The 25,515-nt window shown below is 33.2% G+C and carries 21 protein-coding genes and 1 other annotated feature; of the genes, 8 read left to right on the top strand and 13 right to left on the bottom strand.

Annotation, left to right across the window (positions count from 1 at the left end):
• Positions 1-25 precede the first annotated feature (25 nt).
• A complete protein-coding gene (locus B7R65_RS12925; RefSeq protein ID WP_256941299.1) occupies positions 26-1,003 on the bottom strand; it encodes a hypothetical protein in 978 nt (325 codons plus the stop codon).
• Positions 1,004-1,157: 154 nt separating this feature from the next.
• Between B7R65_RS12925 and B7R65_RS12920 the strand changes: the two genes are divergently transcribed.
• Positions 1,158-1,613 carry a MarR family winged helix-turn-helix transcriptional regulator gene (locus B7R65_RS12920; RefSeq protein ID WP_088043187.1) on the top strand — a complete coding sequence of 152 codons (456 nt, stop codon included), beginning with the start codon at positions 1,158-1,160 and terminating at the stop codon, positions 1,611-1,613.
• A 70-nt stretch (positions 1,614-1,683) separates the two neighbouring features.
• On the opposite strand, the gene B7R65_RS12915 is transcribed toward B7R65_RS12920, so the two are convergent.
• Positions 1,684-2,121, bottom strand: coding sequence for a GNAT family N-acetyltransferase (locus B7R65_RS12915; RefSeq protein ID WP_088043186.1), 438 nt, complete (start codon positions 2,119-2,121; stop codon positions 1,684-1,686).
• Positions 2,122-2,523: 402 nt separating this feature from the next.
• Positions 2,524-3,036 carry a DinB family protein gene (locus B7R65_RS12910; RefSeq protein ID WP_179194863.1) on the bottom strand — a complete coding sequence of 171 codons (513 nt, stop codon included), beginning with the start codon at positions 3,034-3,036 and terminating at the stop codon, positions 2,524-2,526.
• Positions 3,037-3,154: 118 nt separating this feature from the next.
• Here B7R65_RS12910 and fosB point away from each other — a divergent pair, with 118 nt between their 5' ends.
• Together fosB and B7R65_RS12900 are read left to right on the top strand one after the other, a co-directional pair.
• The gene (gene fosB / locus B7R65_RS12905) at positions 3,155-3,574 is read left to right on the top strand and encodes a metallothiol transferase FosB (protein WP_088043184.1); all 420 of its coding nucleotides are present in this window, start codon (positions 3,155-3,157) and stop codon (positions 3,572-3,574) included.
• 172 nt (positions 3,575-3,746) lie between these two features.
• Complete coding sequence (locus tag B7R65_RS12900) at positions 3,747-4,172, top strand: OsmC family protein (protein ID WP_088043183.1); 426 nt, start codon at positions 3,747-3,749, stop codon at positions 4,170-4,172.
• 683 nt (positions 4,173-4,855) lie between these two features.
• Here B7R65_RS12900 and speE read toward each other — a convergent pair.
• The 5 genes from speE to B7R65_RS12870 form a co-directional block, all read right to left on the bottom strand.
• A complete protein-coding gene (gene speE / locus B7R65_RS21520; protein WP_218780427.1) occupies positions 4,856-7,183 on the bottom strand; it encodes a polyamine aminopropyltransferase in 2,328 nt (775 codons plus the stop codon).
• Positions 7,183-8,013, bottom strand: coding sequence for an adenosylmethionine decarboxylase (speD, locus tag B7R65_RS12885; protein ID WP_088043182.1), 831 nt, complete (start codon positions 8,011-8,013; stop codon positions 7,183-7,185). The genes speE and speD overlap by 1 nt, the downstream gene beginning before the upstream one ends.
• Before the next feature lie 464 nt (positions 8,014-8,477).
• Positions 8,478-9,629: a glycosyltransferase family 4 protein gene (locus tag B7R65_RS12880; protein WP_088043181.1), complete on the bottom strand. Its 1,152-nt coding sequence runs from the start codon at positions 9,627-9,629 to the stop codon at positions 8,478-8,480.
• Positions 9,630-9,640: 11 nt separating this feature from the next.
• A complete protein-coding gene (locus B7R65_RS12875; RefSeq protein ID WP_088043180.1) occupies positions 9,641-10,174 on the bottom strand; it encodes a phosphatase PAP2 family protein in 534 nt (177 codons plus the stop codon).
• A gap of 176 nt (positions 10,175-10,350) precedes the next feature.
• Positions 10,351-10,881 (bottom strand): gamma carbonic anhydrase, encoded by a 531-nt coding sequence (locus B7R65_RS12870; protein ID WP_088043179.1) that lies wholly within the window; start codon positions 10,879-10,881, stop codon positions 10,351-10,353.
• An 87-nt stretch (positions 10,882-10,968) separates the two neighbouring features.
• On the opposite strand from B7R65_RS12870, the gene B7R65_RS12865 reads away from it, so the two are divergent.
• Positions 10,969-12,060 (top strand): tetraprenyl-beta-curcumene synthase family protein, encoded by a 1,092-nt coding sequence (locus B7R65_RS12865; RefSeq protein ID WP_088043178.1) that lies wholly within the window; start codon positions 10,969-10,971, stop codon positions 12,058-12,060.
• 220 nt (positions 12,061-12,280) lie between these two features.
• Here B7R65_RS12865 and B7R65_RS12860 read toward each other — a convergent pair whose 3' ends face one another.
• From B7R65_RS12860 to mnmL, 5 genes are all read right to left on the bottom strand, one after another.
• On the bottom strand, positions 12,281-13,432 hold the full coding sequence (locus B7R65_RS12860) for a cation:proton antiporter (protein WP_088043177.1): 1,152 nt from the start codon (positions 13,430-13,432) through the stop codon (positions 12,281-12,283).
• Positions 13,433-14,282: 850 nt separating this feature from the next.
• The gene (locus B7R65_RS12850; protein WP_088043175.1) at positions 14,283-17,399 is read right to left on the bottom strand and encodes an MMPL family transporter; all 3,117 of its coding nucleotides are present in this window, start codon (positions 17,397-17,399) and stop codon (positions 14,283-14,285) included.
• A 471-nt stretch (positions 17,400-17,870) separates the two neighbouring features.
• Positions 17,871-18,356, bottom strand: a complete 486-nt coding sequence (locus B7R65_RS12845; protein WP_088043174.1) for a hypothetical protein — start codon at positions 18,354-18,356, stop codon at positions 17,871-17,873.
• A 248-nt stretch (positions 18,357-18,604) separates the two neighbouring features.
• Complete coding sequence (gene mnmM, locus B7R65_RS12840; RefSeq protein ID WP_088043173.1) at positions 18,605-19,180, bottom strand: tRNA 5-(aminomethyl)-2-thiouridylate-methyltransferase MnmM; 576 nt, start codon at positions 19,178-19,180, stop codon at positions 18,605-18,607.
• Entirely contained in the window at positions 19,177-20,139 is a 963-nt protein-coding gene (mnmL, locus tag B7R65_RS12835) for a tRNA modification radical SAM protein MnmL/YtqA (RefSeq protein ID WP_088043172.1), read from the bottom strand. Before mnmL ends, mnmM begins: the two co-directional genes overlap by 4 nt.
• A 205-nt stretch (positions 20,140-20,344) precedes the next feature.
• On the opposite strand from mnmL, the gene B7R65_RS12830 reads away from it, so the two are divergent.
• From B7R65_RS12830 to leuS, 4 genes are all read left to right on the top strand, one after another.
• Positions 20,345-20,608 carry a DUF2524 family protein gene (locus B7R65_RS12830; RefSeq protein ID WP_088043232.1) on the top strand — a complete coding sequence of 88 codons (264 nt, stop codon included), beginning with the start codon at positions 20,345-20,347 and terminating at the stop codon, positions 20,606-20,608.
• Positions 20,609-20,644: 36 nt separating this feature from the next.
• The gene (locus B7R65_RS12825) at positions 20,645-20,815 is read left to right on the top strand and encodes a glycogen biosynthesis protein GlgD (RefSeq protein ID WP_088043231.1); all 171 of its coding nucleotides are present in this window, start codon (positions 20,645-20,647) and stop codon (positions 20,813-20,815) included.
• Between the two features lie 567 nt (positions 20,816-21,382).
• The gene (locus B7R65_RS12820) at positions 21,383-22,585 is read left to right on the top strand and encodes an MDR family MFS transporter (RefSeq protein ID WP_088043171.1); all 1,203 of its coding nucleotides are present in this window, start codon (positions 21,383-21,385) and stop codon (positions 22,583-22,585) included.
• Between the two features lie 65 nt (positions 22,586-22,650).
• Positions 22,651-22,867 (top strand) — a binding site (T-box leader).
• Between the two features lie 78 nt (positions 22,868-22,945).
• On the top strand, positions 22,946-25,363 hold the full coding sequence (gene leuS, locus B7R65_RS12815) for a leucine--tRNA ligase (protein WP_088043170.1): 2,418 nt from the start codon (positions 22,946-22,948) through the stop codon (positions 25,361-25,363).
• Positions 25,364-25,515: the final 152 nt, after the last annotated feature.

The following is a 25,515-nucleotide window of genomic DNA, read 5'->3' as shown; positions in this document are numbered from 1 at the left end:
GATTGCTGTTACAGTCTTTTTAATTTTAATTACTTAATTCCTTGATTAAATTTTGAAATGTATAATAAGCCGGCTTAGGCGTGTAATCGTCTTTCATTAGACCAAATTGATGAAATAAATCATCTTTTGAACTATCAGCATCTCTTAGACCAAAAAATTCATAATGTGTTATTACAAGTTCCTTTTGAAGTGAATGGACCGTACGAATAACTGACTCGAGTACCTTTGATTGTTGTGCATATGTTCTTTCAACCTCAAGGAAAGGATTTTTTCCAGTTGGCCAACCATTTTCTGTAACTCGAATTGGAATTGAATTAGGGATCCCGTTTGTATTCAATGTCTCACGAAATTTGCGTAAAATGTTTTCAACTGTAACACCGACTTTTTTTAACTCAAGTGGTTCTTCGAATACATCAACATAAAAATTATGGCCAATATAATCGATAGAATTGATTAACTCGTCGCCACCGAAATCAATAAGCTTTTCCCAAAATTGAGGAATTGTTTTTTGACCTTCAGGTACAGAACCAAATCCAATACTAATGTTTAAATTGTTTTTAATCTTTTCATTTTTTGCAGTCAATATACCTTGAACTAGCGCTTGAAGTACATAAGGCTTTGAACCATCCATAAAGGTTAAGTTAGGTTCATTCGTAATTTGAATAGAATCAAGATACTTTCCGTATTGTTGAACTACTTTACGAACAAACTGAATCCAATAATCTAGTGACAATTCAGGATCTTGAAGACAACCGATTGTTAAGTCTCCTAATAAGCCAGCATGATAATAGCGATCTATTGCAGCAAAAACTTTTTCTTCTGATTCTGGTCCCATATATACAGCGTATGTTCTTGGTAATAGTTTTTTTGCATGCCCTTTAAGGTCTTCAATAGCAATTGCTATCTTTTCATAATCATCTTTAGGTCCAACAGCTAATCCAACAGGGGTACCTGCGACCCCAAGTGGATAGATTCCAAACGTCAATCCAGTTGAATTCATCATTCATACACTCCTTGTGTTAGTAAACTGTTGTTTACTATTTTGTTTTGATGTTTATTTAATTTATGCTATAATTTATGATATGTCCATATAAGATGATAAACTTTTATTTACTAAATGTCAATTTAGGAAGTTTTTATAGAAGGGAATAGAAGAAGTGGCTACAAAACCAGAGCAAATAGGAGAAAGTTTTATTAAGCTTTTACCTTTAATTTTCAACAAGCTTAACAAACCTGGACAAAAGAATATACCAGGACAAAAACAGTCTGAGTTAACGCACCTGCAGTTTCATTTACTTGAGGAATTATTTCATACTGTAGAAGGTGTTTCATTAACTGAACTAGCTCAAAATATTAATATATCCAAGCAACAAATGACACCATTAATTATGAAATTAGAAGAGAAAGAATATGTCACCAAAGTTCAGAATGGGAAAGATAAACGAAGTGTAAAAATTGTGTTATCTGAAAAAGGGAAACAAACTGTAATGAAGCGATGGGAGGATTTTCATCAACTGTTTTGCGAAAAGATAGGCCAGCTTAACGAGGATGATTTGCTTGATTTAGATTATTCAATAAACAAAGTCATCCGCATTATTGGGAAATTGGAATAATCAAAAGGCATCAAATTTATAGAATATCTGATTAAAATAAAGAAAAAATAGATATAGATTATCAATACACTTAGTCAAATATTTCTTTTTTAAATACATGTTGTGTCTTTGTATTGATAAAACCGATTCTTGAGTAAAATTTAATTGCATCTGTACGTACTGAATTGGTGCGAACTCGAATTTCATGAAAATCCTTTTCGCTTGACCATTTTTCACAATATTGTATAAGTGTTTTACCTATACTTAACCCTCTATATTCAATATCAACTATCAGACCGGATATCTCAATATATGGAGGAGATTCAATCAAATAACGACTTTGTGCATGTATCCATCCAACTAATTGATCTGATTTAACAGCAACAAATACAACATTTTCATTATTAGTTAGTATGATATGTAAGTTTTTGATTAATTGGTCTTTCTCGATATGATAACCTAATTGATTCGTAAGTCTTATAAGTTCAGGTATATCAGTAATTAATGCAGTGCGATAGTAAATTTCCATACTATTCTCCATTCAAAAAAGAATTTTAAATAATAAATTCGATTTCATTTTTAATAATCCTTTAGAAAAACAGAGGTTAGAATAGTTAAATTATTTATCCTAATTGATTGGTATTAAAATTGAGATAGTGGAATTTTCGCTCCAGTATAACCGCTTTTCCGTGGGGCGTGCTGCTTTAGCCTCCTAGGCCCACACGATGTGGGTCATGCAAGCCGTTACGACAGGACGTCGTGGTATTAGCATGCCTACCTTTTTGACCACTGCGGGGTCTCACCTGTCCGCTACTCCCACAGGAGTCTCGCATCTTCCGAGATGATCAACTTTAATAACCTTCAATAACTGTAATAAAACCTAATGAAAAACAAAACCACCATTCAAAAAATGGTGGCTTTGTTTTTTATGTTATAAATAACGCTCATTAATAATTTTAAGATGATGTAGTTCATGACCAGCTATGATATAAGCAATCGCCCGAGCTGTTGTTGGTGTAGTATAAACAGTTCCTAAATTTTGAAAAGTATGCTCTGATAGGATAGAGAGTTGAGATAGTGTTGATTGACGGACAGATGAAAATTCAGAAATGATTTGCTCTAATTCTAGGTGATTGAAATCTGCAGTTAGATTATAGGCGTTTTCGTCAAAAGAAGGTAAAGGAGTTTTGTCTCCTCTAGCAATAACTAAAAGTCGGTAACTCATTACTCTTTCTGTGTCACACATATGCCCAAGAACTTCTTTAAGATTCCATTTTCCTTCAGCATATCGATATTCGGATTGCTCTTTTGAAAGTGACTTGAAAAAGTTAGTCGTTTTTTCATGTTGTTGCTTTAAAATATCGATCAAATCTCCGTCTGGAACAAGTTCAATATACCCTTTAAAATGTGGATTAAATTCATTTGGAAGTGGTCTCGAAATCATTATATCTCCTCCTCAGATTACTTTTAATAAATTCAAATCAATTAATCACAGTATAACTTATGGTAAAATTATGTAAATAGAAGAATGAAATACTAATATTTAGGAAGAGGGATTCTTAATGATTAAGGGGATTAATCATTTGCTTTTTTCAGTTTCAGATTTAGAACATTCAATTCGATTTTATCAAGAGGTATTCGATGCTAAGTTATTAGTAAAGGGCAACACAACTGCGTACTTTGATTTAAATGGAATTTGGTTAGCGCTAAATGTAGAAAGTAATATTCCTAGAAATGAAATAAGCCAATCATATACACATATGGCATTTTCTATCGATGAGAGTGAATTTGAAAATATGATTAATAAATTAGTGAAACTAAACGTAAACATTTTAAACAGTCGAGAAAGAGATATAAGAGATAAGAAATCAATTTATTTTACTGATCCAGATGGTCATAAATTTGAATTCCATACAGGTACACTTATGGATCGTATTAAGTTTTATAAGGAATCAAAGAAACATATGAAGTTTTACATTTAAGTTGAGAATTGGATAGGTTGATAAATTTATTGCTGATAATTACTTTTATCATCATTTTTACACATTATTTAGGTGTTAGAATGAAAAAATAATGATGAACAAATAGTAACATATTGAAAGGAACTCAATAATTTCTAATGGCTTAATTGACGGAACGAAAGGAGATTAAATGATGAAAACGAATATTAAATGGAATGGGAAATTGGCTTTTTCTGGTATAGCACCATCTGGTCATGAAATAAAAATGGATACAGCGGAGTCTTTAGGCGGAGAGAATAGTGCACCAACACCTGTTGAATTATTATTAAATGCTGTAGCAGGGTGTACAGCAATTGATATTGTTTTAATTCTTGAAAAAATGCGTTTAACCTTAACCTCTTTTGAAGTTGAAATAAACGGAGAACGTGCAGAGGAGCATCCTAAGCGATTCACTGATATTCATTTACACTATATTTTAGGGGGAGAATTAGATACTGAAAAAGTTAAAAAAGCTATAAAATTATCTAAGGATAAATACTGTTCGGTAGCTCATTCTTTAAACTCAACGATTACTGCTAGTTTTACGATTAATGGAACAAAGAGTGATGAAATTCTCTAAGATATAGAGTCAGTTAACTTACGAATTAGAAGCAAAAAGGGCTGTCTTATAAGTCGATTTTTTTATGACTTTGAGACGCCTTTTTACATTTTAGAAGCTTTTATAAATCAATATTTCTGTATGCTTTCGTAAACTTTGTTGCCATTTTAAAAAGGAAACTCGTCGATTTCCACTCCAGGATGCTCGCTTTCCGTTGGGCATGCTGCTTTAGCCTCCTCGGCGCATTCACGCCTGCGGGGTCTCACCTGTCCCACTACTCCCACAGGAGTCGAGCACCTTCCGTTCCAATCATTTTCTTGTTTTTAGATGATATTCTTGTAATCTAATATTGAATACCTGACAAAATGAATAATACATACTTTAATACCAACTATTTTTACTCTAACATCCACTAAAAAAAAAATTTAAACTTACTTTTCGTATCTTCTAGAAAACCCACTAGGCATTTTGCATTATTTGAAACCTGACATCTCCAATCTGAAAAATGGTAGCTATAGAGCTTAGATAAGAGTCCGTTAATTCATTTTCTAATTTCACTGTTATTTTGATTTGAATATTGATAAGTCAATAAAAAATGGCAACTAATAAGCATGTTTATTAGTTGCCATTTCGTATGTTATTTTATTGTTTCAATTCAAAGTGAAGAGAAACCGCTACTGAGAGACAGGAGTTCTTTTTGTTTTTTATTCAGCACTATCTAATTGCTTTTTTACATAGGTAGGTAACATAAAACATCCTACATGCAAGTCTGTATTATAATATTTTGTTTCAATTCCTAATTGATTCCATTCATCAGCTTTAATATCTTTTATAGGATCATACTTTTTTGACGCGAAGCCGAATAACCAATGGCCAGATGGATAGGTTGGCATATGGAATTGATAAACTCTTGAAATTGGGAATGTTTCTTTTATTTTTGAATGTGCACGTTTCATCTCATGTGCGTAGCTAGCATAATATGGACTTTCGTGTTGGTTAATTAATATTCCTTCGTCACTTAGTACTCTCTTACAGTTGTTATAAAAGGCGACAGTAAAAAGTCCCTCACCAGGACCGATAGGATCAGTAGAATCAACTAAAATGAGATCATAATAGGCTTCATCTGCTTCTTGGACAAATTTTAATCCATCCTCAAAGTAAAGTGTTAAGCGTTCGTCTTGATCTAATTTTGAAGCTGTTAATGGTAAGTATTGTTGACATAGCCTAACAACTCGCTCATCAATTTCAACCATGTCCACCACTTCTACAGTTGGATAGCGTAAAACCTCCCGAGCCGTACCACCGTCACCACCACCAATAATGAGTACCTTTTTAATATTTGGATTTACTGCCATAGAGACATGAGTGATCATATCGTGGTAAATAAACTCATCTTTTTCAGTTACCATCATATATCCATCAAGTGTGAAAAATGTTCCAAATGTTTCGCTTCGAAAGAAATCGATTTGTTGAAATTCGCTTTTTTCAGAATGCATATGTTCTTGTACCTTAATCGAAAATTTTGTATCGTCTTGATGATTTTCCGTATACCATAAATCCATTAAGTTTTCCTCCAAACTTCTATCGACAACCTTTATTTTATATGGGTCATCATCATCATTTATTGTAATCGTACCTTCATCTTTTAAATATAAGTAATGTTGAATAAGTTCAGTTGAAATTAATTCACCTGGGATACATAGTGGAATTCCTGGAGGATAGATCATAATTGATTCTCCACTAATTAGTCCACTTGCATCATGAATTGAAATGATTCGTTTCGGATGGTAGTATGCTTCTCTTGGAGTCATGACCATTTTAGGATTTTTTAACGCAACACTAATATCCGTATCAAGTTTTGGTAATGTACCATAAAATCGATCACTTATATCCTTTAGCGCATCAATGAGCTTTTGAATTGTTTCTTCATTATCTCCTAGTGAGATGATCGCTAAAATAACATTTGGTTCAGCTAACTCAATTTGGATTTTATATTGGTCCGCTAACATGTCATACACTTTAAAACCGGACATACCTAAATCAGATACTTTAACGACCAGTTTTAGTTCATCGTAATCGAAAACACCTACACCATTTCGATACGTATCTTGAACGATACATTGTAAACCATCTATTTGATTAATTTCTCGTTTTGCTTTTCTCGTAAGCTTAAGAAGCTTATCAAAACGTTCGTGACCTTCTAATACTAATTTTTTCCTCGCCACATCAATTGAACACATTAAAAGATATGAGGCTGATGTTGTTTGAAATAGATTAATGGTTGAGCGAACTCTATTTTTAGTAATAATGCCATCGTTATGCAATAGGACTGATGCTTGAGTTAATGCACCGCCAGTTTTATGTAGACTAAGTGTAACAAGGTCAGCTCCTAGTAAAGCTGCATTAGTTGGTAAATCTGGATGAAAGGAAAAATGTGCTCCATGGGCTTGGTCGACTAAAACAGGAATCTGACGAGAATGGGCAATCTCGATAATTTCTTTTAAATCTGATGTTGCTCCGAAATAAGTAGGATTGATGATTAATATTGCTTTTACATCAGAATTCAAGTCTAACGCATGTAGAACCGACTTTACTGAAACGCCATTTGCTATACCATATTCATAATCAATCTCTGGTTCGATAAATACTGGTTTAGCTCCTGCCAAAATTAATGCGTTAATTGCAGACTTATGGACGTTTCTTGGTAAAAGTATTTTATCTCCATGTTCAAGAGCACTCATCACCATATATTGGACGCCTGATGTAGAGCCGTTTACTAACATGTATGCATGGTCTGAATGAAAAGCATCAGCTAGTAGTAGCTCAGCTTCTTGAATTATTCCCGTTGGGTGTGATAGATTATCAACACGCTTTGACGAATTTACATCCATTTTAAGAGCCATCTCACTCCAAAGTTCTCTTAATTCCTCAAGTGAATTTCCTCTTTTATGCCCGGGAACATCAAAGCTTGTAATATCTTCCTTTGCATAGCGGACTAATTCCGTTAAGAGCGGTGTTTTATTATGATCCATTAAATATCCTCCACATCAGGACCATTCCAAAGGTTTTTTCCATAAAAGATTTCATCCATTTCATATTTTACTTTTTCTTCTATTCCCTGAATTTCATTTTGATCCAATATATCTTTCGTGTAGCCAAAAAGATAATTATCTAAATCGAATTGTTTTAATTTACATTTCGTGTGAAAGATATTTTCTTGAAATACATTTACATCAATCATTTGATACATATCCTTTATTTTTTGAGGTATGTAGTTTTGGATTGAATTAATATCATGATCAATAAATAATTTATAGCCACTGACATCACGTGTAAAACCACGCACACGATAATCAATTGTCATAATATCAGCTTCAAATTGATGAATTAAATAATTTAAAGCTTTTAGTGGAGAAATTTCTCCACATGTTGAAACATCTATATCAGCTCTAAACGTACTAATTCCGTCATCCGGATGATACTCTGGATATGTATGAACTGTGATATGACTTTTATCTAGAGCAGCTACGACTAACTCAGGTAATGGCCCTGGTGATTCCGAATAAGTCTCAGAAGAAGGATTATCTACGGGACCTTCAGATACTAGTATAGTTACGCTTGCACCTTGAGGATCATAATCTTGTTTTGCAATGTTTAAGATATGAGCACCAATTATATGCGTTACTTCTGTTAAAATTTTAGTTAAACGATCAGCACTGTATTGCTCATCGATATATTGAATATAGGCTTCGCGCTCTTCCTTTGTTTTTGTAAAACAAATATCATACATATTAAAACTTAATGATTTCGTTAAATTATTAAAACCATGAAGTTGAAAATGATTGCTTGATGATATATTCATCTATGAGGCCTCCTAGTAATTCCTAGTTTTATGTTCAAACGAAAAGTATAAGCAATTTATTCTTCTTAAGTCTGGAGTCATCCATTTGAATAAGTAGTTACCGAATTTATCGAAACAAATGATTGATGAAGAAGAAGTTGCAGTAACTAGACATTAATATCTATTGTTAGTTTTTGAATAATTCATTATTCACATAAGTTATCTAAAGCTATTATGTAGCTATTACCTTTTAATTATTAATTTATAGGCTGTGAGAGAAAAATTCTTGATTTTTGCTAAAATCAACTCACTTTTAGAAGATGAACCACCGTGTTTCCTCACTAGTGCCTCATTGTGGTGCTGGGTCGACGAAGTCTCGTTTTTAAGCAAGACTCTCACTGATTATATTTAAAATGCTTTTTGTAATAAATATATTAATGGTTTATATTTACCTAAAAATTCAGAAAATAAAAAACCTGAAAATCTCAGGCTTTTTTTGAAAAAAGAATAGGTGGGAAAGGTGTAACAATTTGCTCAAACTCCATTACTAATTTGTGAAAGATACTATTCCAATCTTGAGTCAAGGCATAGTCCCGCGCTTTTATTGACATACGATTTAGCATCTCAGTTTGATGAAGACAATCTTCAATAGCTTGACAGAATGTGAATGAATTTTTAGGTTCACATAGAATGCCTGTTGAATAATCTCTAATTATGTTTTTTACACCACCAGCATCTGCACCAATCACTGGTGTACCACAAGCCATTGCTTCAAGTACTACGTTCCCAAATGTTTCTGTATCCGAGGGGAATACCATTAAATCGCTCAAACTATAAACTTCCGCTAATTCATTCCTTTGCAAATAGCCTGTGTAAACGATTTGATTTGTTCCGGTTTTTTTAATCATATCTTCTTTTTTCGGACCATCGCCAACTATGAGCCATGTAAGGTTATTGCCGAATCTTTGTTTCGTGTAACTAATGATTTTACATAAAGTATCCAAATCCTTCTCAGGCGCAATTCTTCCTACAAAACAAACAGTGTATTTAGATGTAATTTGATATTTTCTTTTTAATTCATCATTTGAAAGTGAGGGTTTAAATATTGAGCAATCTACACCATGAGTCCATATTGATAAATTGTTAAATCCTTTTGTATTGAGATGATTCAATGTATCTTTTGATGGAACAAAGATTTTTTGAGTTGGTTTATGAAACCAATCTAAATATTTCCATAAAAAATTTTCTAAAAATGATAAATTATAATACTCTAAATAATGATCAAAATTCGTATGATAGGATGCAACTAAAGGAATTTTTAATTTTTTTGCAAAATGAAGTCCGCATAAACCAATTGTAAAGGGTGTTGCAATATGGATAATATCTGGATTAAACTCCTTCAACTTCTTTTTCATTTTAGTTAGGCTTGGTAGTGAAATCTTACATTCTGGATAAATTTTAAAAGGAATAGCTTTGAATCTTGATACACTTTCGCTAGTAACAACCCCGAAGTCATCAGGTGCAAATACATGAAATGAATGACCATTTTCATTTAAGTAATTTGTAAATCGATTTAAAGTTTTTGCAACACCATTTACTTGTGGAATATAAGTGTCAGTAAAAATAGCAATTCTCATTTTTATCCTCCTCACAAGTTATAAATAAAAAATTGTGAAAGTAAGGTAGTAAATGTACCTAGTAAAATCCCACAAAATACATCTGTTGGATAATGTAGTCCAAGATAAATTCGTGAAAATGCAACGCAACATACTATAGGGAATAAAATAAATGCAGTAAACGGTATATAAATCATGATAGGTAGAGCAATTGATACGATTGCTGTTGTATGGCCAGATGGAAAAGAATGATCAGTTAAAGGATTTTTTGGAGCAAATGATCCTTCTAACTTTAAATAAGGTCTCTTGCGTGGATAGAATTTTTTAAGAAAATGGACAGGAATGTGACTAATAGCAAGTGTGCAAGAGCTTAAAATAGCTGCTTGATGTAATTCATTTTGAGCATAAAATAATAATAACAAAGCGAAGGTAATTGTAGATGTAGCTCCCCCAAGATGGGTAATGGTACGAAAAAAAAGATTCAAGTAACGCTGTTGGAATAATGAATTTACGCGGTAAAACAACTTACATTCGAATGTGTAGATCTTTTGAAGAAATGCGCTCATTTTTCATCCCTCATTATAAAAATTTTTATAACTTCATTATAAAAAAGGATTATGGATTTAATGAGAATCTTTTGTAAATGAAAAATGGAGAAATGTAAATTTATATTAAAAAAAGAGACTTTATATAAAAGTCTCTCAGTGTGTAAAAAATGTCCAAACCATATATAAAAGTCTCTTTAAATTTGAGAAAGGTCATTTTCTTCCGCTTTTTTATAATACTGTCCTTTTTCTATATACTCTCTTCGAATACGATTCATATCCGCAATATCTTCTTCTGTTAATTCTCTAATAACTTTAGCAGGTCTACCGAATGCTAATGTGTTCGGAGGAATGACCTTACCACCGGGAACTAAACTTCCAGCGCCAATCATAGCACCTTCACCAATCTCTGCTCCATCTAAAACAATCGATCCCATGCCAACAAGAGCGTTTTTTCTAATTGTACAACTATGTAAAATAACACTATGCCCAACGGTTACACCATCTTCTAGAATAAGAGGATATCTTGGACTTTGATGAAGGACGCACAAATCTTGAACATTTACATCTTTTCCTATAATCGTATCATTTACATCCCCACGAATTACTGCCCCGAAGAAAATACTACTATTGGCTCCAATTGTGACAGAACCGGTAACAGTTGCATTTGAAGCGATAAAAGCGGACGTTTCAATTTTGGGTTGCTTCCCTTTGTATGGTAATATCATACTGTACCTCCATAAAATAAATACTTTATTTTGAGTATAACTTATTTAATCGATTTGTAATTAATGAAAATGGGGAGGAGTGAAAAAATGTCACTGCCTAAAAATCCGATTCAATTAATGCCAAAGGTTTATAAATCAGTGTTTCCTATTGTACATGAGGAATTAAACTATTGGAAAAATTTCGCAACAACAATTCCTGATCCGGAACTTAGAAAACAAGCATTAATGAGCATCGATACAAAAACGTTCCATTGTGAAGGTGGTGCAATTTTAGCATTACTTTCTGAAAAAAATTTGAGACCAATTATAGAGTTTATAGTTGCATACCAAACAATCAGTGATTACTTAGATAATCTATGTGATCGTAGCACCTCTCTTGATCCAAAAGATTTCGAGGCGTTACATGAGGCGATGATTGATGCAGTTAAATGCCAAAAATCCGATCAATTATATTACCGTTTTAGAGATGAGCAGGAAGACGGAGGATATTTAAGAGCGTTAGTAGCAAAGTGCCACAATAGCTTAAAACAGTCGCAATACTATGATGATATAAAAGATTACCTAGTACAACTTGCAGATTATTATTGTAAATTACAAATACATAAGCATGTTAAAATGGATGAAAGAGTTCCAAGACTAACAAACTGGTTCAAAGAGTATCAGCCTGAACTTCCAGACTTAGAATGGTACGAATTCTCTGCATGTGCTGGTTCAACACTAGGAATTTTTTGTTTAGTATCTTACTCTTTTAATGAAAGAATCTCTGAAGAATTATTTCAAAAGGTATATAAAAGTTACTTTCCATACGTACAAGGATTACATATTTTACTTGATTATGTGATTGATCAAAAAGAGGATGAAGAGGGCGGAGATTTAAATTTCTGTAGCTATTACCCTTCAAAAGACATCATGTTAAATCGAATTGAATATTTTTCCACTAAGAGTGACCAAGCTTTAAAGAATTTGAAAGATTATCGTTTTCATCGAATGATTTACCAAGGATTATTAGGAATCTATTTAGCTGATAAAAAAATGGCAGGTCCGAATGAAATGAAAAAGATTAGAAGAGGTATTGTACGTAACGGTGGTTTAACTTCATTCTTTTTCTATGGAAATGCTAAATTATATTTTAAAATTAAAGAACTGAAATCAAATAAAAAAGTGAAGCAATCGATATGATGCTTCACTTTTTTATCTAGCTCTTTAAGTTTTAGTTAAAATAAACAGTCAATAAAGAAGATGATTAGAGCAGAAGTTGTATGAACTCCTATGGGATGTGGTAGACAAATGAGACATTGCAAGCGATTGGGTCAGGTAGACTCTCCGCGCATTCTATGGAAAATGAATATCCTGGAACAGAATACAACTATCCTCTAGCATTAAAAGAACTGCTATTTCTTTATGCTGATATGTCTACTTTTCTTCGTTCTTCTGTAAAAAAGAATTTCATAAGTGGTGGTGTAGCAATTGTTGTGACCAATACGACTACGACTATTATAGAAAATAATTCGTGACTCAATAATTGACTAGCTAAACCTGTTGAAGCGATTATAAGAGCAACTTCGCCTCTTGAAACCATAGCAGAACCTATACCGAGAGAGCTTTTCATATTAAACCCAGCAAACTTCGCTCCTAAAGCACCACCAATTAATTTAGTTAGTATTGCAATCACACTTAATACAAGAATGGATGGTAAAGATTTACTTAAACCTGTAAATTGAACTGAGACTCCTATTAATGTGAAAAATACAGGAACGAAAATAGAGTAGGCAATTGTTTCAACTTTTTCAAATACTTCCTTTTTAAACTCAGTAACGGATATAGATACACCTGCAAAATAAGCACCTATTATCGCAGCTACACCTGTTTTGTCTGCAAATGCAGCGAAAAGGAAACAAATGATTAATGCGGCTGAAATTAATGTTTCTGAGACATTTAGTTTTATAAATCTCTTTAGTACCCATGGAACAATTTTCCATCCGATTAAAATTGATAGTGCAAAAAATACAATTTTATTGATTAATACAACTGATAGATTAATGTCACCGCCATTAAAACTCATTAGGAAAGCAAGAGCGATAATGACAAGCACATCGTCAATCACTGCCGCTCCTAAAATTGTTGCGCCTTCTTTCGTTTTAAGTTGGCCCATCTCTTTTAATGCAGCAACTGAAATACTTACGCTTGTTGCCGACAGTAAGAGACCAATAAAGATGGATTCAAAGGTTGATAGATGAACGGAAATTCCATAAACGTACCCAATACATAAAGGGAATAAAATACCTAGTACACCAACAAGAGTAGAAGCCTTTCGGGTTCGTTTAAGTTCAGTTAGATCGGTCTCTAATCCAGCGATAAACATTAGCAAGATTACACCAATCTCGCTCATTTCGTGTAAAGTTTCTGTTTCAGTAATAATTCCAAGAACGGAGGGACCTAACAATATTCCAATGAGAAGTTTACCTAATACTGCTGGTTGACCAAGTTTTGTACTCCAATCTCCTACAATTTTAGACGCAATTAAAATTATTGCTAATTGTACATACAACATAAAAATATTCACTCCTAACTTTTTTGCACACAAAAAGAGCCTGTGACAATAAGATAAGTAAGTACATACTTATCCCTATTGTGACAGGCTCCTCCGAAAATTTGCATTCAATTAATTGTATCTATGAACAGTATAAACTAAAAATGAATCATTACACAAGGTAGATGTGGTTTGTGAAGTGATCGCTACTTGGAAGGAAGTAGATAGTTAGTTTAATAGAATTAATAAAATTAAAAATATTAAATAAGAAAAATGAAGTCCTAAAAAAATAACGAAGCTTTTTATTTTTCGATGAATAATCATAAATCTAAGTACGAAAAAATGTACGAACATTAAAATCATACTTCCAAAAAAACCATAGAAGTAACCATATATAACCCAAAGTGTCATTTGGTTAACTTGAGAAGATTCGGTCTTTATTCCTTTGACTAAAGAAAATAGGAAAAAGAGAGACCAGTAATTGATAAATGCAACCAATCCGAGTAGTAATAATATCCAATTTGAATTCCGTAATAAGAACATAAATAATTTACGAAATGATTTGTTTAAATTAGAAATCAACTCTTCACTCCCTTGAGTTGTCTGATACCAATTACTGTTGCTTTACTATATTAATTAAGTTTCATTTCATTATCATTAAATTTGTAATTACTTTACATCATATTCACTAAAGTTAAGATATACGCCGTGTTTATCATAAATTAGTAACATTTAATAAAAGAGGTAGAATTGCGAAAATTTGAAAAAAGAGGGGATAAAGTACCATTAAACGAATCAGTTTATGATTAGATGAATATGAAAAAGGTCGAACTCATTAATAAGAGAGTTCGACCTTATTATTCATTAACAATTAGTTTGTTAGCGACACATTATTTTCAATCACATGTTCTTGTGATGAAGTGGAACTAAATAGTTTTGAAGCAAAAATTGGATAAATAACAGGAACAATAAAGAATGTTACTAAAATCAATCCAACTAAAGTTGAAAGTGCAGTTTGAACAAATAAATAACTACTACTAAATAATAATCCCACGAAAATGACACTGCCTACTACACCAACTGCAAACATGCTTGCAATATTACCAGCTAGTAAAGAATCTTTTTCATCTGCATCCGTAGAAGAATTTGAGTAAAGATGAGCCAATAATGTACATGTCATTGCAAAGACTAAGTAAATTGCAAAGATTGGAACTAGGAATTTTAATCCTAATTGATCATGATGACGTATAAATACTTGTTCTGCAAAAGAGTTGCCAGCAAAATAGGTAACCGTTGCTGCACCTACAGAAATAATTGAGTAGAAGATATTTCTATATGCAAGTGTAAATAATACAATTGCAGCAATTAGAGAGTATGTTAAAAGCCATTTTAAATCATCAGTAATAATAGGTTTTAAACTATATACTGTTGAAGGATCTTCAGCTAAAGCTAAATTTACAGACTCTAAACCTTGATCTTTTAATGATTTAAGAGCGGTTTTTCTAGCTTGATCAACTAGCTTTGTACCTTCAGTAGAGATAGGTGTTTTTTCAAAAGTAACATCAATTGTTGTTACATTGAAATCTTTAGACATATAGTTGTCAAAGATTTTTTGAAAATCAGGTTCGCTTAATGCTTCTTCAGGTAAGTACCAACCAGTTAAGCTTGGATTAAAACTTGTTGTTAGTCCACCCAGATAACCTTGAGCAGTATTTAATCCGTCATAAATTTGTGTTAATCCGCCTACAGTTTGACCTAAACCATCCTTTAATTCACCGACTTTATCAACAAAAAGTCCAATTCCGTCACCTAATTGAGTTTGACCGTCTTTCAGCTGACCTAGTCCATTCGTTACTTGTGGTACATTTTCTAGGACAAGTGATTCGCCATCTGCAGCTCTTTCAATACCATTTTGTAATTCACCCATACCAGCATATAATTTTTCTAATCCTGCAACTAATTTTGTTTGACCATCTACAACCTGAGTCATTCCTGCATTTGCTTTTTGAAGTCCTGCAAGTAGTAAGCCAGCACCTTTTTCAGCTTCACCTACTTTACCAATAAACTCAGTTAAGCTGTCATCTAAAAGCTTAAGTGTTCCTTGTAGTTGTTGGTAGAAAGTATCAGAAGTAATTTCTGGATATTTTTTACCTAATCCAGATGCTAATTGTTCAGATCCTTGAATACCACCTTGAATTTTGGCAAGATTCATTTTAATATCGCCAACACCACTAGCAAGTGTTTTAAAGTTTTTTTCGATTTCTTTGTATCCAGCTAATAATTGTTTACTACCAGTTAATAATTGTTTTGTACTATCTTTAGCAGTGCCTAAGCCATCGTGTAACTGACCTGCTCCAACTGAGCCTTTACGTAATCCATTTTCGATTTGTGATAAACCGTCTTCTAATTTACCTACACCAGTTTGAAGCTTTGTTGTACCAGTAACTAACTGATCAATTCCATCTGTAGCTTCTTTTAATTTAGGAGAAGAGGACTCTAATTCATCTTTAGCTCCTTGAAGACCTTCTCGTATTTGATTTACTCCGTCGTTTCCTTTTCCAATTCCATCTTTTAAAGTAGCTGCTTGGGTAACAAGCAGTAATGGATCTAATTCACTACTAAATGGTCTAGATGCACTTCGTACGGATTCAACGCCATCCATTTGAGAAAGACTGCGCGATAACGCTTCAATAGAAGTCATACCAATTGCAGTATTCCAAGGCACAGTATTTTCAAGTACAAGTCTTAGTGGAGTTGATTTGCCTTCACTAAATTCACTAGCTACTAATCTAGAACCTTTCGCTGCACCTTCATTTGGAAGTCCATCGACAGTACTGTAAGCTACTTTATGCTGATACATGGCAATTATCGGTGCAATGACTAAAAGTGTCACTAAAGTGAAGATACCACTTCGTCTTACTACTAAACTATTCCATTTTTGCCAACCTACGAAACTAGCATTTTTCGTATTAGGAATAAGTAATGCTTTTCCGAAAACTGAAAAAAGACTTGGTAAAAATGTAATAGAAGCGAAATACGATACAATACCTAAAATGATTAAGACACTTAAGGATTTCGTCATTTGGAAAGTAGTATTTAAAAGTCCAAAACTTAATACTGTGAAAACCGCATGTGAAACGAGTAAACTATATTGTTTTTTTGATAAAGCAAAAATGAGTGAGTGTTCATTCGATTTTTGGGCTGACAAAACTCCTGCATAGCGGTAATACAAACTAAAGGTTGCTGTTACGCTAAGTAAGAATGCAAATAGCCCAAGAGCTAGTGGTGCAATATTTGTAATGGGTAGTTTATCACTATCTACTAAAAAGCTATAAATTGAAGCGCTTACTAAGTAGTTGATTAAAGTTAATACTAGAGCTGAAAGAACAACGACTGGCTTTCGTGTAACAGCAAGTGAAGCGACTAAAGCAAGAACTCCAGCAATAATGATTCCTTTTTTAAGTCCATCTTCATTTTGTTTATTGGCTTGTTCATCGATAAAGATTTTACCAGTAACAATTCTTTCTAATCCTTTAACAGCTGTAAGTGAGTTTAATTCATTATAAAGTGATGTTAAATTTTTACCTTTAATGTTGAGCGTACCAGATAATAAAATTGTTTTACCATCTTTAGATTCAAGGGTATTCTTTAATCTAGGTTCGTCGATTGAGTTCGAAACTGATACAAGACCAATTGAATCTTTGTTATCTTCAAGTTTTGATGCTACATTTTTTACTGCCTCTTTATCCGATTCAGATAATTTTTGGTCATTGTAAAAAGTGATTGCAAAACTCTTATTGTTTTTTGGATCCATGCCATGTTGTGTTTGAATTTTTTCTGCTTTCATTACTTGAGTACTACTTGGTAGTTCTAAAGTTCCTTTTTCTTCAACTAATGAGGAAAGAGAAGGAGACAGTAGGCTAAGTGTTACTGCAAGTACTAACCAGATTGCAACAACTAAATATTTCTGCTTTACGAAAAATGACATTGATACACCTCCATAATGATAAGTAAATACAACGAATTGTACAGTAATCGAAAATATAATTGAAAATTCAGAATTTAAACCTAATAAATAGGTCTAAAAACCTGTACAAAATAATCGTATGTATATCATTTTAATCTAGTCTTAATTTAAAAATTAGACAAAAAATTAGACAAAATTTTTAATAAATAATGTAAAATATTTCATTTAATTGTTAATTTAATTGGTTTTTTGTATCTCAAAATAATGTTAAATTAGAATTCATTTTTAACTTATGTAACGAATAACTAAAACAATTAGACTAGATATAGAAAACGTTTACATATTTATAAAACTATTATCATACTATTTTATTTTAAAGTAATAATCTAAAAGATACTCGAAGTGTCGATAAATGTCGAAATAAACTTATATTATGTAAATTAATTAAAAATGCATATCCTCAATAAAAAATATTGAAGATATGCTGCAGTATTAGTTTTTAGTTTTAGCTGGTTCAATTTTAGTAATAATATCCTGGTGAACTCTTCTCATTTCATTAAAAAATTGTTCATGTTTAATATTGTTATTGCTTAAAAAATCTTTAAATGATTTTGATTTCTCTTTTTGAGCGATTACGTTTTCTAATGGTTTATTTGAAAGCTTAGCAACTACAGCTATAAAGATTAATTTTTTCATTTCCATTTGATGCTTTTCAACTACTTTATTAACATTTGCTTCTGGTTGGTTTAGATAGTTTGATAAATATTGGATAACCTCTTTTTTATGTTTCTTAAATAACTGGTTATTTTCTTTGTTGTGATGGTGATGGTGGCGATGTTGTTTATTAGCATCACCTTCATTATTACTTTGTTTTGGGTGCACATAGTAACTTGCAGAGTTAATTGATTGTGCACTAACAGAAACTGCACTAAAAGTCATTAGACTGACAATTGCTCCAGCAAAAATTGCTTTTTTCATGATGAAAACTCCTTTACTTTTTGATTTTATTATCATTACCAATATTTCAAGAAAAATTTACCAAATATCAAAAAAGTTTTTTTTTAATAAATTTTTAATCATATAATGATTTTGTTAAGTCAACTTGATCGAAACGAGATTATTTGGAGTGGAACTTATTTCTTTTAGATTGCTATACGCTACAAATGAGCCAAAAAATAAAAAAACTGTCCAACAAAATATGTTGGACAGTTTGGTATTCAACTAATTTAACCTCTTTTTTCGATTGCAACAATAAAAGGGGGATTATTTGCTTGATTTAAGAATCGATAAGTTAAAACATGGGCCAAGTCTTGTGGAATTTTTTGAACAAAGTTCATTAATGCATCTTTTTCAACATCTCCACCATCATGACCATGATAAATTACAACTACTATGATTCCTTCGGGTGCCATAATTTCAAGAATTTGTTGAATTGCTGAAATAGTTGAAGCTGGAACAGTAACGATCGATTTATCACTACCGGGTAAATAGCCTAAGTTGAAAATTGCAGCTTTCACTTTTCCATGCAAATGAGTAGGTAAAACTTCTTTTACGGCAGAATGACTTTTTTGAACAACTGTGACTTGTTTAGCTAACTTCTCATTATTAAGTCGCTCGATCGTATTTTGAATGGCTAAATCTTGAATATCAAAACCAAATACATGGCCGGTTTCACCAACTAATTTTGCTAATAAGACTGTATCATGTCCATTGCCAATTGTTGCGTCAATTGCAATGTCTCCTTCTTGAAGAGCTAATTGAAGAAGTTTTCTTGCAAAAGGTAAGATTCGTTCTAAAATCATGTTAATTGCACTCTATTTTTAGCGAATTTACCTTGCCAACTATTACGACGCTCAAATTCACGATCAATTGCATTTAAAACTTCCCATTTTTTAAGACTCCACATTGGACCGATTAATAAATCCGGAGGACCGTCACCAGTAATTCGATGAACAATTACATCGCTTGGAATAATTTCTAGTTGATCAACGACTAAGTTAATATAATCATCGAAATTCATGAATTCAACTAGTCCTTTTTCATACTGCTTCATCATAGCAGTTCCTTTTAAAAGATGCAGTAAGTGGATTTTGATGCCTTGTATATCAAGTTTTGCTACTTCTAATGCAGTTTCCATCATCATTTCAGGTGTTTCCAAAGGTAATCCATTAATTATATGTGAACAAATACGTATATTGTGTTTTCTAAGCTTTTCTACACCTTCAACATATGTTTTATAATCATGAGCTCGATTAATAATATTAGCCGTTTTTTCATGAACAGTTTGTAGACCAAGTTCTACCCATAAATAAGTTCGTTTATTTAAATCAGCAAGATATTCAACCACATCATCTGGTAAACAATCAGGTCGGGTTGCGATAGAAAGTCCGACTACACCTTCTTGTTCTAGTATTGGTTCAAACTTTTGTTTAAGTACCTCTACTGGTGCATGAGTATTTGTATAGGCTTGGAAATAACCTAAGTATTTTCCGTTTTGCCATTTCTCATGCATTTTATCTTTAATTTTATGGAATTGAGTCACAACATCTTCAGCTCGATTTCCTGCAAAATCCCCTGAGCCAGATGCACTACAAAAAGTACAACCACCAAACGCCACTGTACCATCTCTATTTGGACAATCGAAGCCAGCATCAATCGAAACTTTGAATACTTTTTCACCGAATTCCTGTCTTAAATGATAGTTCCAAGAATGGTATCTTTTATGATCTATTGTATATGGAAAAGGATTGTTATTTGTCATTCCTCATCCCTCCCTTGTTTTAAGTCACTATTCTCGATTTTATCATGCTATGTATAGAAAACCAAATGGAAAAACATCTCTCTAATGTAAACAAATAATAGTACTTTGTTAGAACGCTTTGGAAATACTATCCTTGAAGGTAGCCTACATATTGGGTACTTCATTTTTGACTTAGTAAAGTCTAAAAGGAGGAATTTTCTTGGGTTTGACAGATCGCGCATTCGGACAAGAACAAGTTCAGCAAGCTAAGAACGCATATGACTATGCCGTTGAACAGTTAGAAATAGGAATGAGACAAGAGCATGTTAATGGAATTGAGTATTCAGATGCGCAACAACAACTAGAGCAAGCAATAATGGAATTGGAAAAAGTAGAAAGAATTGCAAACATAGAAAATCGAGATGAATTTAATCGATTACGTAGACAATTAACAGAATTACAACATCAAATGATCACAACTCCACATTAAAGGAGAACGCATATGCATGAAAATGTAGAAGAATATATGTATTTAGGGAGGAATATTGACGTGGTTAAGAAGAAATCAAAACAAAATAATCCTGAGCAAAGAACAAAAAATGCAACAAACACAGAATTCGCTGGCGAACTATCAGCAGTTGATAAAGTTAAAGCTAGCAATTCTAAAAAAGGTCAACCTCAGAGATCAAAACAATAATGAAAAGGAGCCTACAAATAGTAGGCTTTTTTTGTTGTGGATTTTTTCTATAAGTGTTTTTTAAAATTTTTCACTCTGTTAATGTTTATTGTTGATATTTGGCAAAACGCTTTGTTCTGAGAGATTTAACAGGTTTGATGCAAAGAGAAAATTAAGAGATTTGATTGGAGTGTGAGACTCCTGTGGGAGTAGCGAGAAAAGTGGGACCCACGCATTTGGTCAAAAAGGTAGGCATGCTAATACCACCACGTCCTGTGGTAAGGCATGCACGACCCACGTCGTGTGGGCCCAGGAGGCTCAGCTCACGCAAAACGGAAAGGGAGGATTCTGCAACAGAAATCAACATTACTTTTTAACAGACCCAAATTTTTAAAGAGATTATATTGATCATTCTAAATAGAAAATCTATAGTTCCCCCATATTTATTAGCAATAAAGTTTACGAGTACAGCATTTTTTTATTTGCAATCTGCTTCCAAAATTTCTTCCTTGAAACAATCAACGTTCTCCTCTACAATTAATAAGTTATATAGATAAAAAGGGGACAGCTTAGAGGGGAGTACGGGGGATGCCAAAAAAGCTCTGGTTTTTGTTAATAGGAATGATATTAAACGTAACTGGCAATTCATTTTTGTGGCCGTTTAATACGATATATATTCATCAATACTTAGGGAAGTCCTTGTCTGTTGCAGGGCTTATTTTAATGTTTAATTCATTAGCTGGGGTTTTTGGGAATATGCTCGGTGGTTGGCTATTTGACCGACTGGGAGGATATAAATCAATTTTGACAGGTATTGTTATTACGTTTTTCTCGATTTTAGGTCTTGTTATTAATCATTCATGGTCATTTTATAGTTGTTTTTTCATTACTTTAGGTTTTGGTGTAGGAATCGTATTTCCATCAATGTATGCGATGGTAGGTGCTGCTTGGCCAGAGGGTGGACGTAAGGCGTTTAATGCAATTTATGTTGCTCAAAATTTAGGCGTTGCGGTTGGTACAGCGCTTGGTGGCATGGTTGCTAATGCGAATATAAATAATATCTTTACTGCTAATTTGTTATTATATATTGTCTTTTTCTTTGTAGCAGTTTTTGGATTTAGAAATATGGAAGTTCCGAAAGAAATAAGTGAAACAAAAAATGTAGAAAAAGCTGAGAAGCCTAAGTTTTCTTTTACGCCGTCAATGAAGGCGTTATTGATTGTTTGTTGTGCCTATATATTATGTTGGTTAGTTTATGTGCAATGGCAAACAACAATTGCTTCTGAAATGCAAAGCCTTCACATTGGTTTAAAAAATTATAGTTTACTTTGGACTGTGAATGGTGCGCTGATCGTATTAGCTCAACCGATTGTTTCAACAATCATTCGTAAATTTGTGTTAAGTATGAGAAAACAAATGCTGTTTGGAATAGGCTTTTTTATTGCTTCGACAGTGCTAGTAAGTACAGCAGAACAATTTTCGATGTTTATGGTAGGAATGATCATTTTAACAATTGGTGAAATGTTTGTGTGGCCAGCTGTACCAACAATTGCTAATATGCTTGCGCCAAAAGAACGCATCGGTATGTACCAAGGAATTGTAAATAGTGCGGCAACAGTAGGTAGGATGCTTGGACCTGTGCTTGGTGGGGCAATTGTTGATATGTTTAGTATGAAGGTACTGTTTATCATTTTAGTTTTCTTCTTAATCATTAGTATGATTTTTTCTGTACTTTACGAAAGACTTGCTAAAAAAGTTGAAAATATTCAGAATGAGACTTTCGCTTCATAAAAATAGGCGATGTATAATTGACCTTTTTCTTTGGTTATAATAAAATGGTATAAATTAAATCTAAATGATCGGCTAAGATTGGGAATAGTAGTGAGTGTGAAGAGGTTTAGAGAGTTGACGGTTGGTGAAAGTCAATCCCTTCTATTCATGAACTCGCCCATAAGCCACATTTGTGAACGGTGTTTGCCAAGTAATAAATGTCGTATTCCACGTTACGGAAACAAGTGAATGTATTTTTACATTAATTTGGGTGGTACCGCGGGAAATCCTCTCGTCCCTTTTTGGGGCGGGAGGATTTTTTTTTATTAAAACGGTAACCACAAGTCGAGCCATTTAAAATTAAAATAGGAGGCAATAAATATGAGTTTTAATCATCGTAATATTGAACAAAAATGGCAAAATTATTGGCAAGATAATAAAACATTTAAAACGATTGATGAATTGTCTAAACCAAAATTTTATGCACTTGATATGTTTCCATATCCATCTGGAGCTGGACTTCATGTAGGCCATCCAGAAGGATATACGGCAACTGATATATTATCAAGAATGAAAAGAATGCAAGGTTATAATGTACTTCACCCAATGGGGTGGGATGCATTTGGATTACCTGCAGAGCAATATGCATTAGACACAGGTAATGACCCAGCAGAATTCACTGAAAAAAATATAAATACTTTCCGTAATCAAATCCAAGCGTTAGGCTTCTCTTATGATTGGGACCGTGAAGTAAATACAACTGACCCTAATTACTATAAATGGACACAATGGATTTTCCTAAGAATGGTTGAAAAAGGATTAGCTTATGTAGATGAGGTCCCAGTTAACTGGTGTCCAGCGCTAGGTACTGTTTTAGCAAATGAAGAAGTAATTGACGGAAAGAGTGAACGTGGAGGCCATCCGGTTGAACGTCGCCCTATGAAGCAATGGATTTTAAAAATCACTGCTTATGCGGACAGATTATTAGAGGATTTAGAAGAATTGGATTGGCCAGAAAGCTTAAAAGAAATGCAACGCAACTGGATTGGTCGATCTGAAGGCGCAGAAGTTTACTTTACAGTGGATGGTTACAATGAGAAAGTAACTGTTTTTACAACTCGTCCAGATACGCTATTTGGTGCAAGTTACTTAGTTGTAGCTCCTGAGCATGATCTTGTAAGTAAAATTACGACTGCTGAACAAAAAGAAGCAGTTGAAGCTTACATCGACTCAATTAAATCTAAAAGTGATTTGGAGCGTACTGATTTAGCAAAAGACAAAACAGGTGTATTCACTGGAGCATACGCTGTTAATCCGGTAAATAACGAAAAACTTCCAATTTGGATTGCTGATTATGTGTTAGCAAGTTATGGTACAGGTGCAATCATGGCGGTACCAGGACATGATGAACGCGACCATGAATTTGCAGTTAAATTTAATTTACCAATCGTAGAAGTTGTTGAAGGTGGAGATGTTCAAAAAGAAGCTTACACTGGCGATGGTAAACACGTTAACTCAGATTTCTTAAATGATTTAACGAAAGAAGATGCTATTGAAAAAATGCTACAATGGTTGGACTCTACAAAATCTGGTGAGAAAAAGGTTACCTATCGTTTAAGAGACTGGTTATTCTCACGTCAAAGATATTGGGGTGAGCCAATTCCAGTAATTTTCTGGGAAGACGGTACAATGACAGTTGTTCCTGATGAAGAGCTACCACTTATCCTTCCTATTACTGATGATATTCGTCCGAGTGGAACAGGTGAATCTCCATTAGCAAACGTAGTAGATTGGGTTAATGTTGTAGATCCTGTTACTGGTAAAAAAGGAAGACGTGAAACGAATACAATGCCACAATGGGGTGGAAGTTGTTGGTATTATTTACGTTATATCGATCCAACAAACACAGAGGCAATTGCGGATCCAGAAAAATTAAAACACTGGTTACCAGTTGATGTATATATCGGTGGAGCAGAGCATGCAGTACTTCACTTACTATACGCTCGTTTCTGGCATAAATTCCTTTATGATTTAGGTGTTGTACCAACAAAAGAGCCATTCCAAAAATTATTTAACCAAGGTATGATCTTAGGTGAAAATAATGAGAAAATGTCTAAATCAAAAGGGAATGTCGTAAACCCAGATGATATCGTAGCGAGCCATGGAGCAGATACATTACGTTTATACGAAATGTTCATGGGTCCTCTAGATGCTTCAATTGCTTGGTCAGAAAATGGGTTAGATGGTTCTAGACGTTTCTTAGATCGAGTATGGCGTTTATTTGTAGGTGATAATGAAGCTATTTCAAGTAAGGTTGTTGAAGGTATTACTGAAAGTAGTCTAGAAAAAACATATCATCAAACAGTGAAAAAAGTTACTGAAGACTTTGAAGGACTTCGCTTTAACACAGCAATATCACAAATGATGGTATTCATTAATGAGGCCTATAAAGCTGACCAATTACCTAAAGATATGGTTGAAGGTTTTGTTAAAATTCTTGCACCAGTTGCTCCACATATCGGAGAAGAACTTTGGAGTAAACTTGGTCACAGTGATTCAATTGCATACGCTACATGGCCTGCTTACGATGAAGCAAAACTTGTAGAAGACGAAATTGAAATCGTTGTCCAAATTAATGGGAAAGTAAGAGCTAAATTACTTGTTGCAAAAGATGCTTCTCGTGAACAAATGGAACAAATTGCATTATCAGATGAATCTGTAAAAGAGCAAGTAGAAGGAAAAACAGTGCGTAAAATTATTGCAGTACCTGGAAAATTAGTAAACATTGTAGCAAACTAATCAATAAATCTTATGAATTTTTCAAAGAAAAACCTCTTAAATGAGGTTTTTTTTGAATTCCATTCTTAAAGGCTCGGAAACCGCAGGCAAACAAGCATGAATGATGAAGTACCATCAAATTGATATGATCTTAAAACAAAGCATAATAGGGA

The organism is Bacillus sp. EAC, assembly GCF_002156875.1.
GTDB lineage: Bacteria > Bacillota > Bacilli > Bacillales > Bacillaceae_G > Gottfriedia.
The sequence above is the reverse complement of the archived record's forward strand: the minus strand, read 5'-3'. Positions and strand labels throughout refer to the sequence as shown.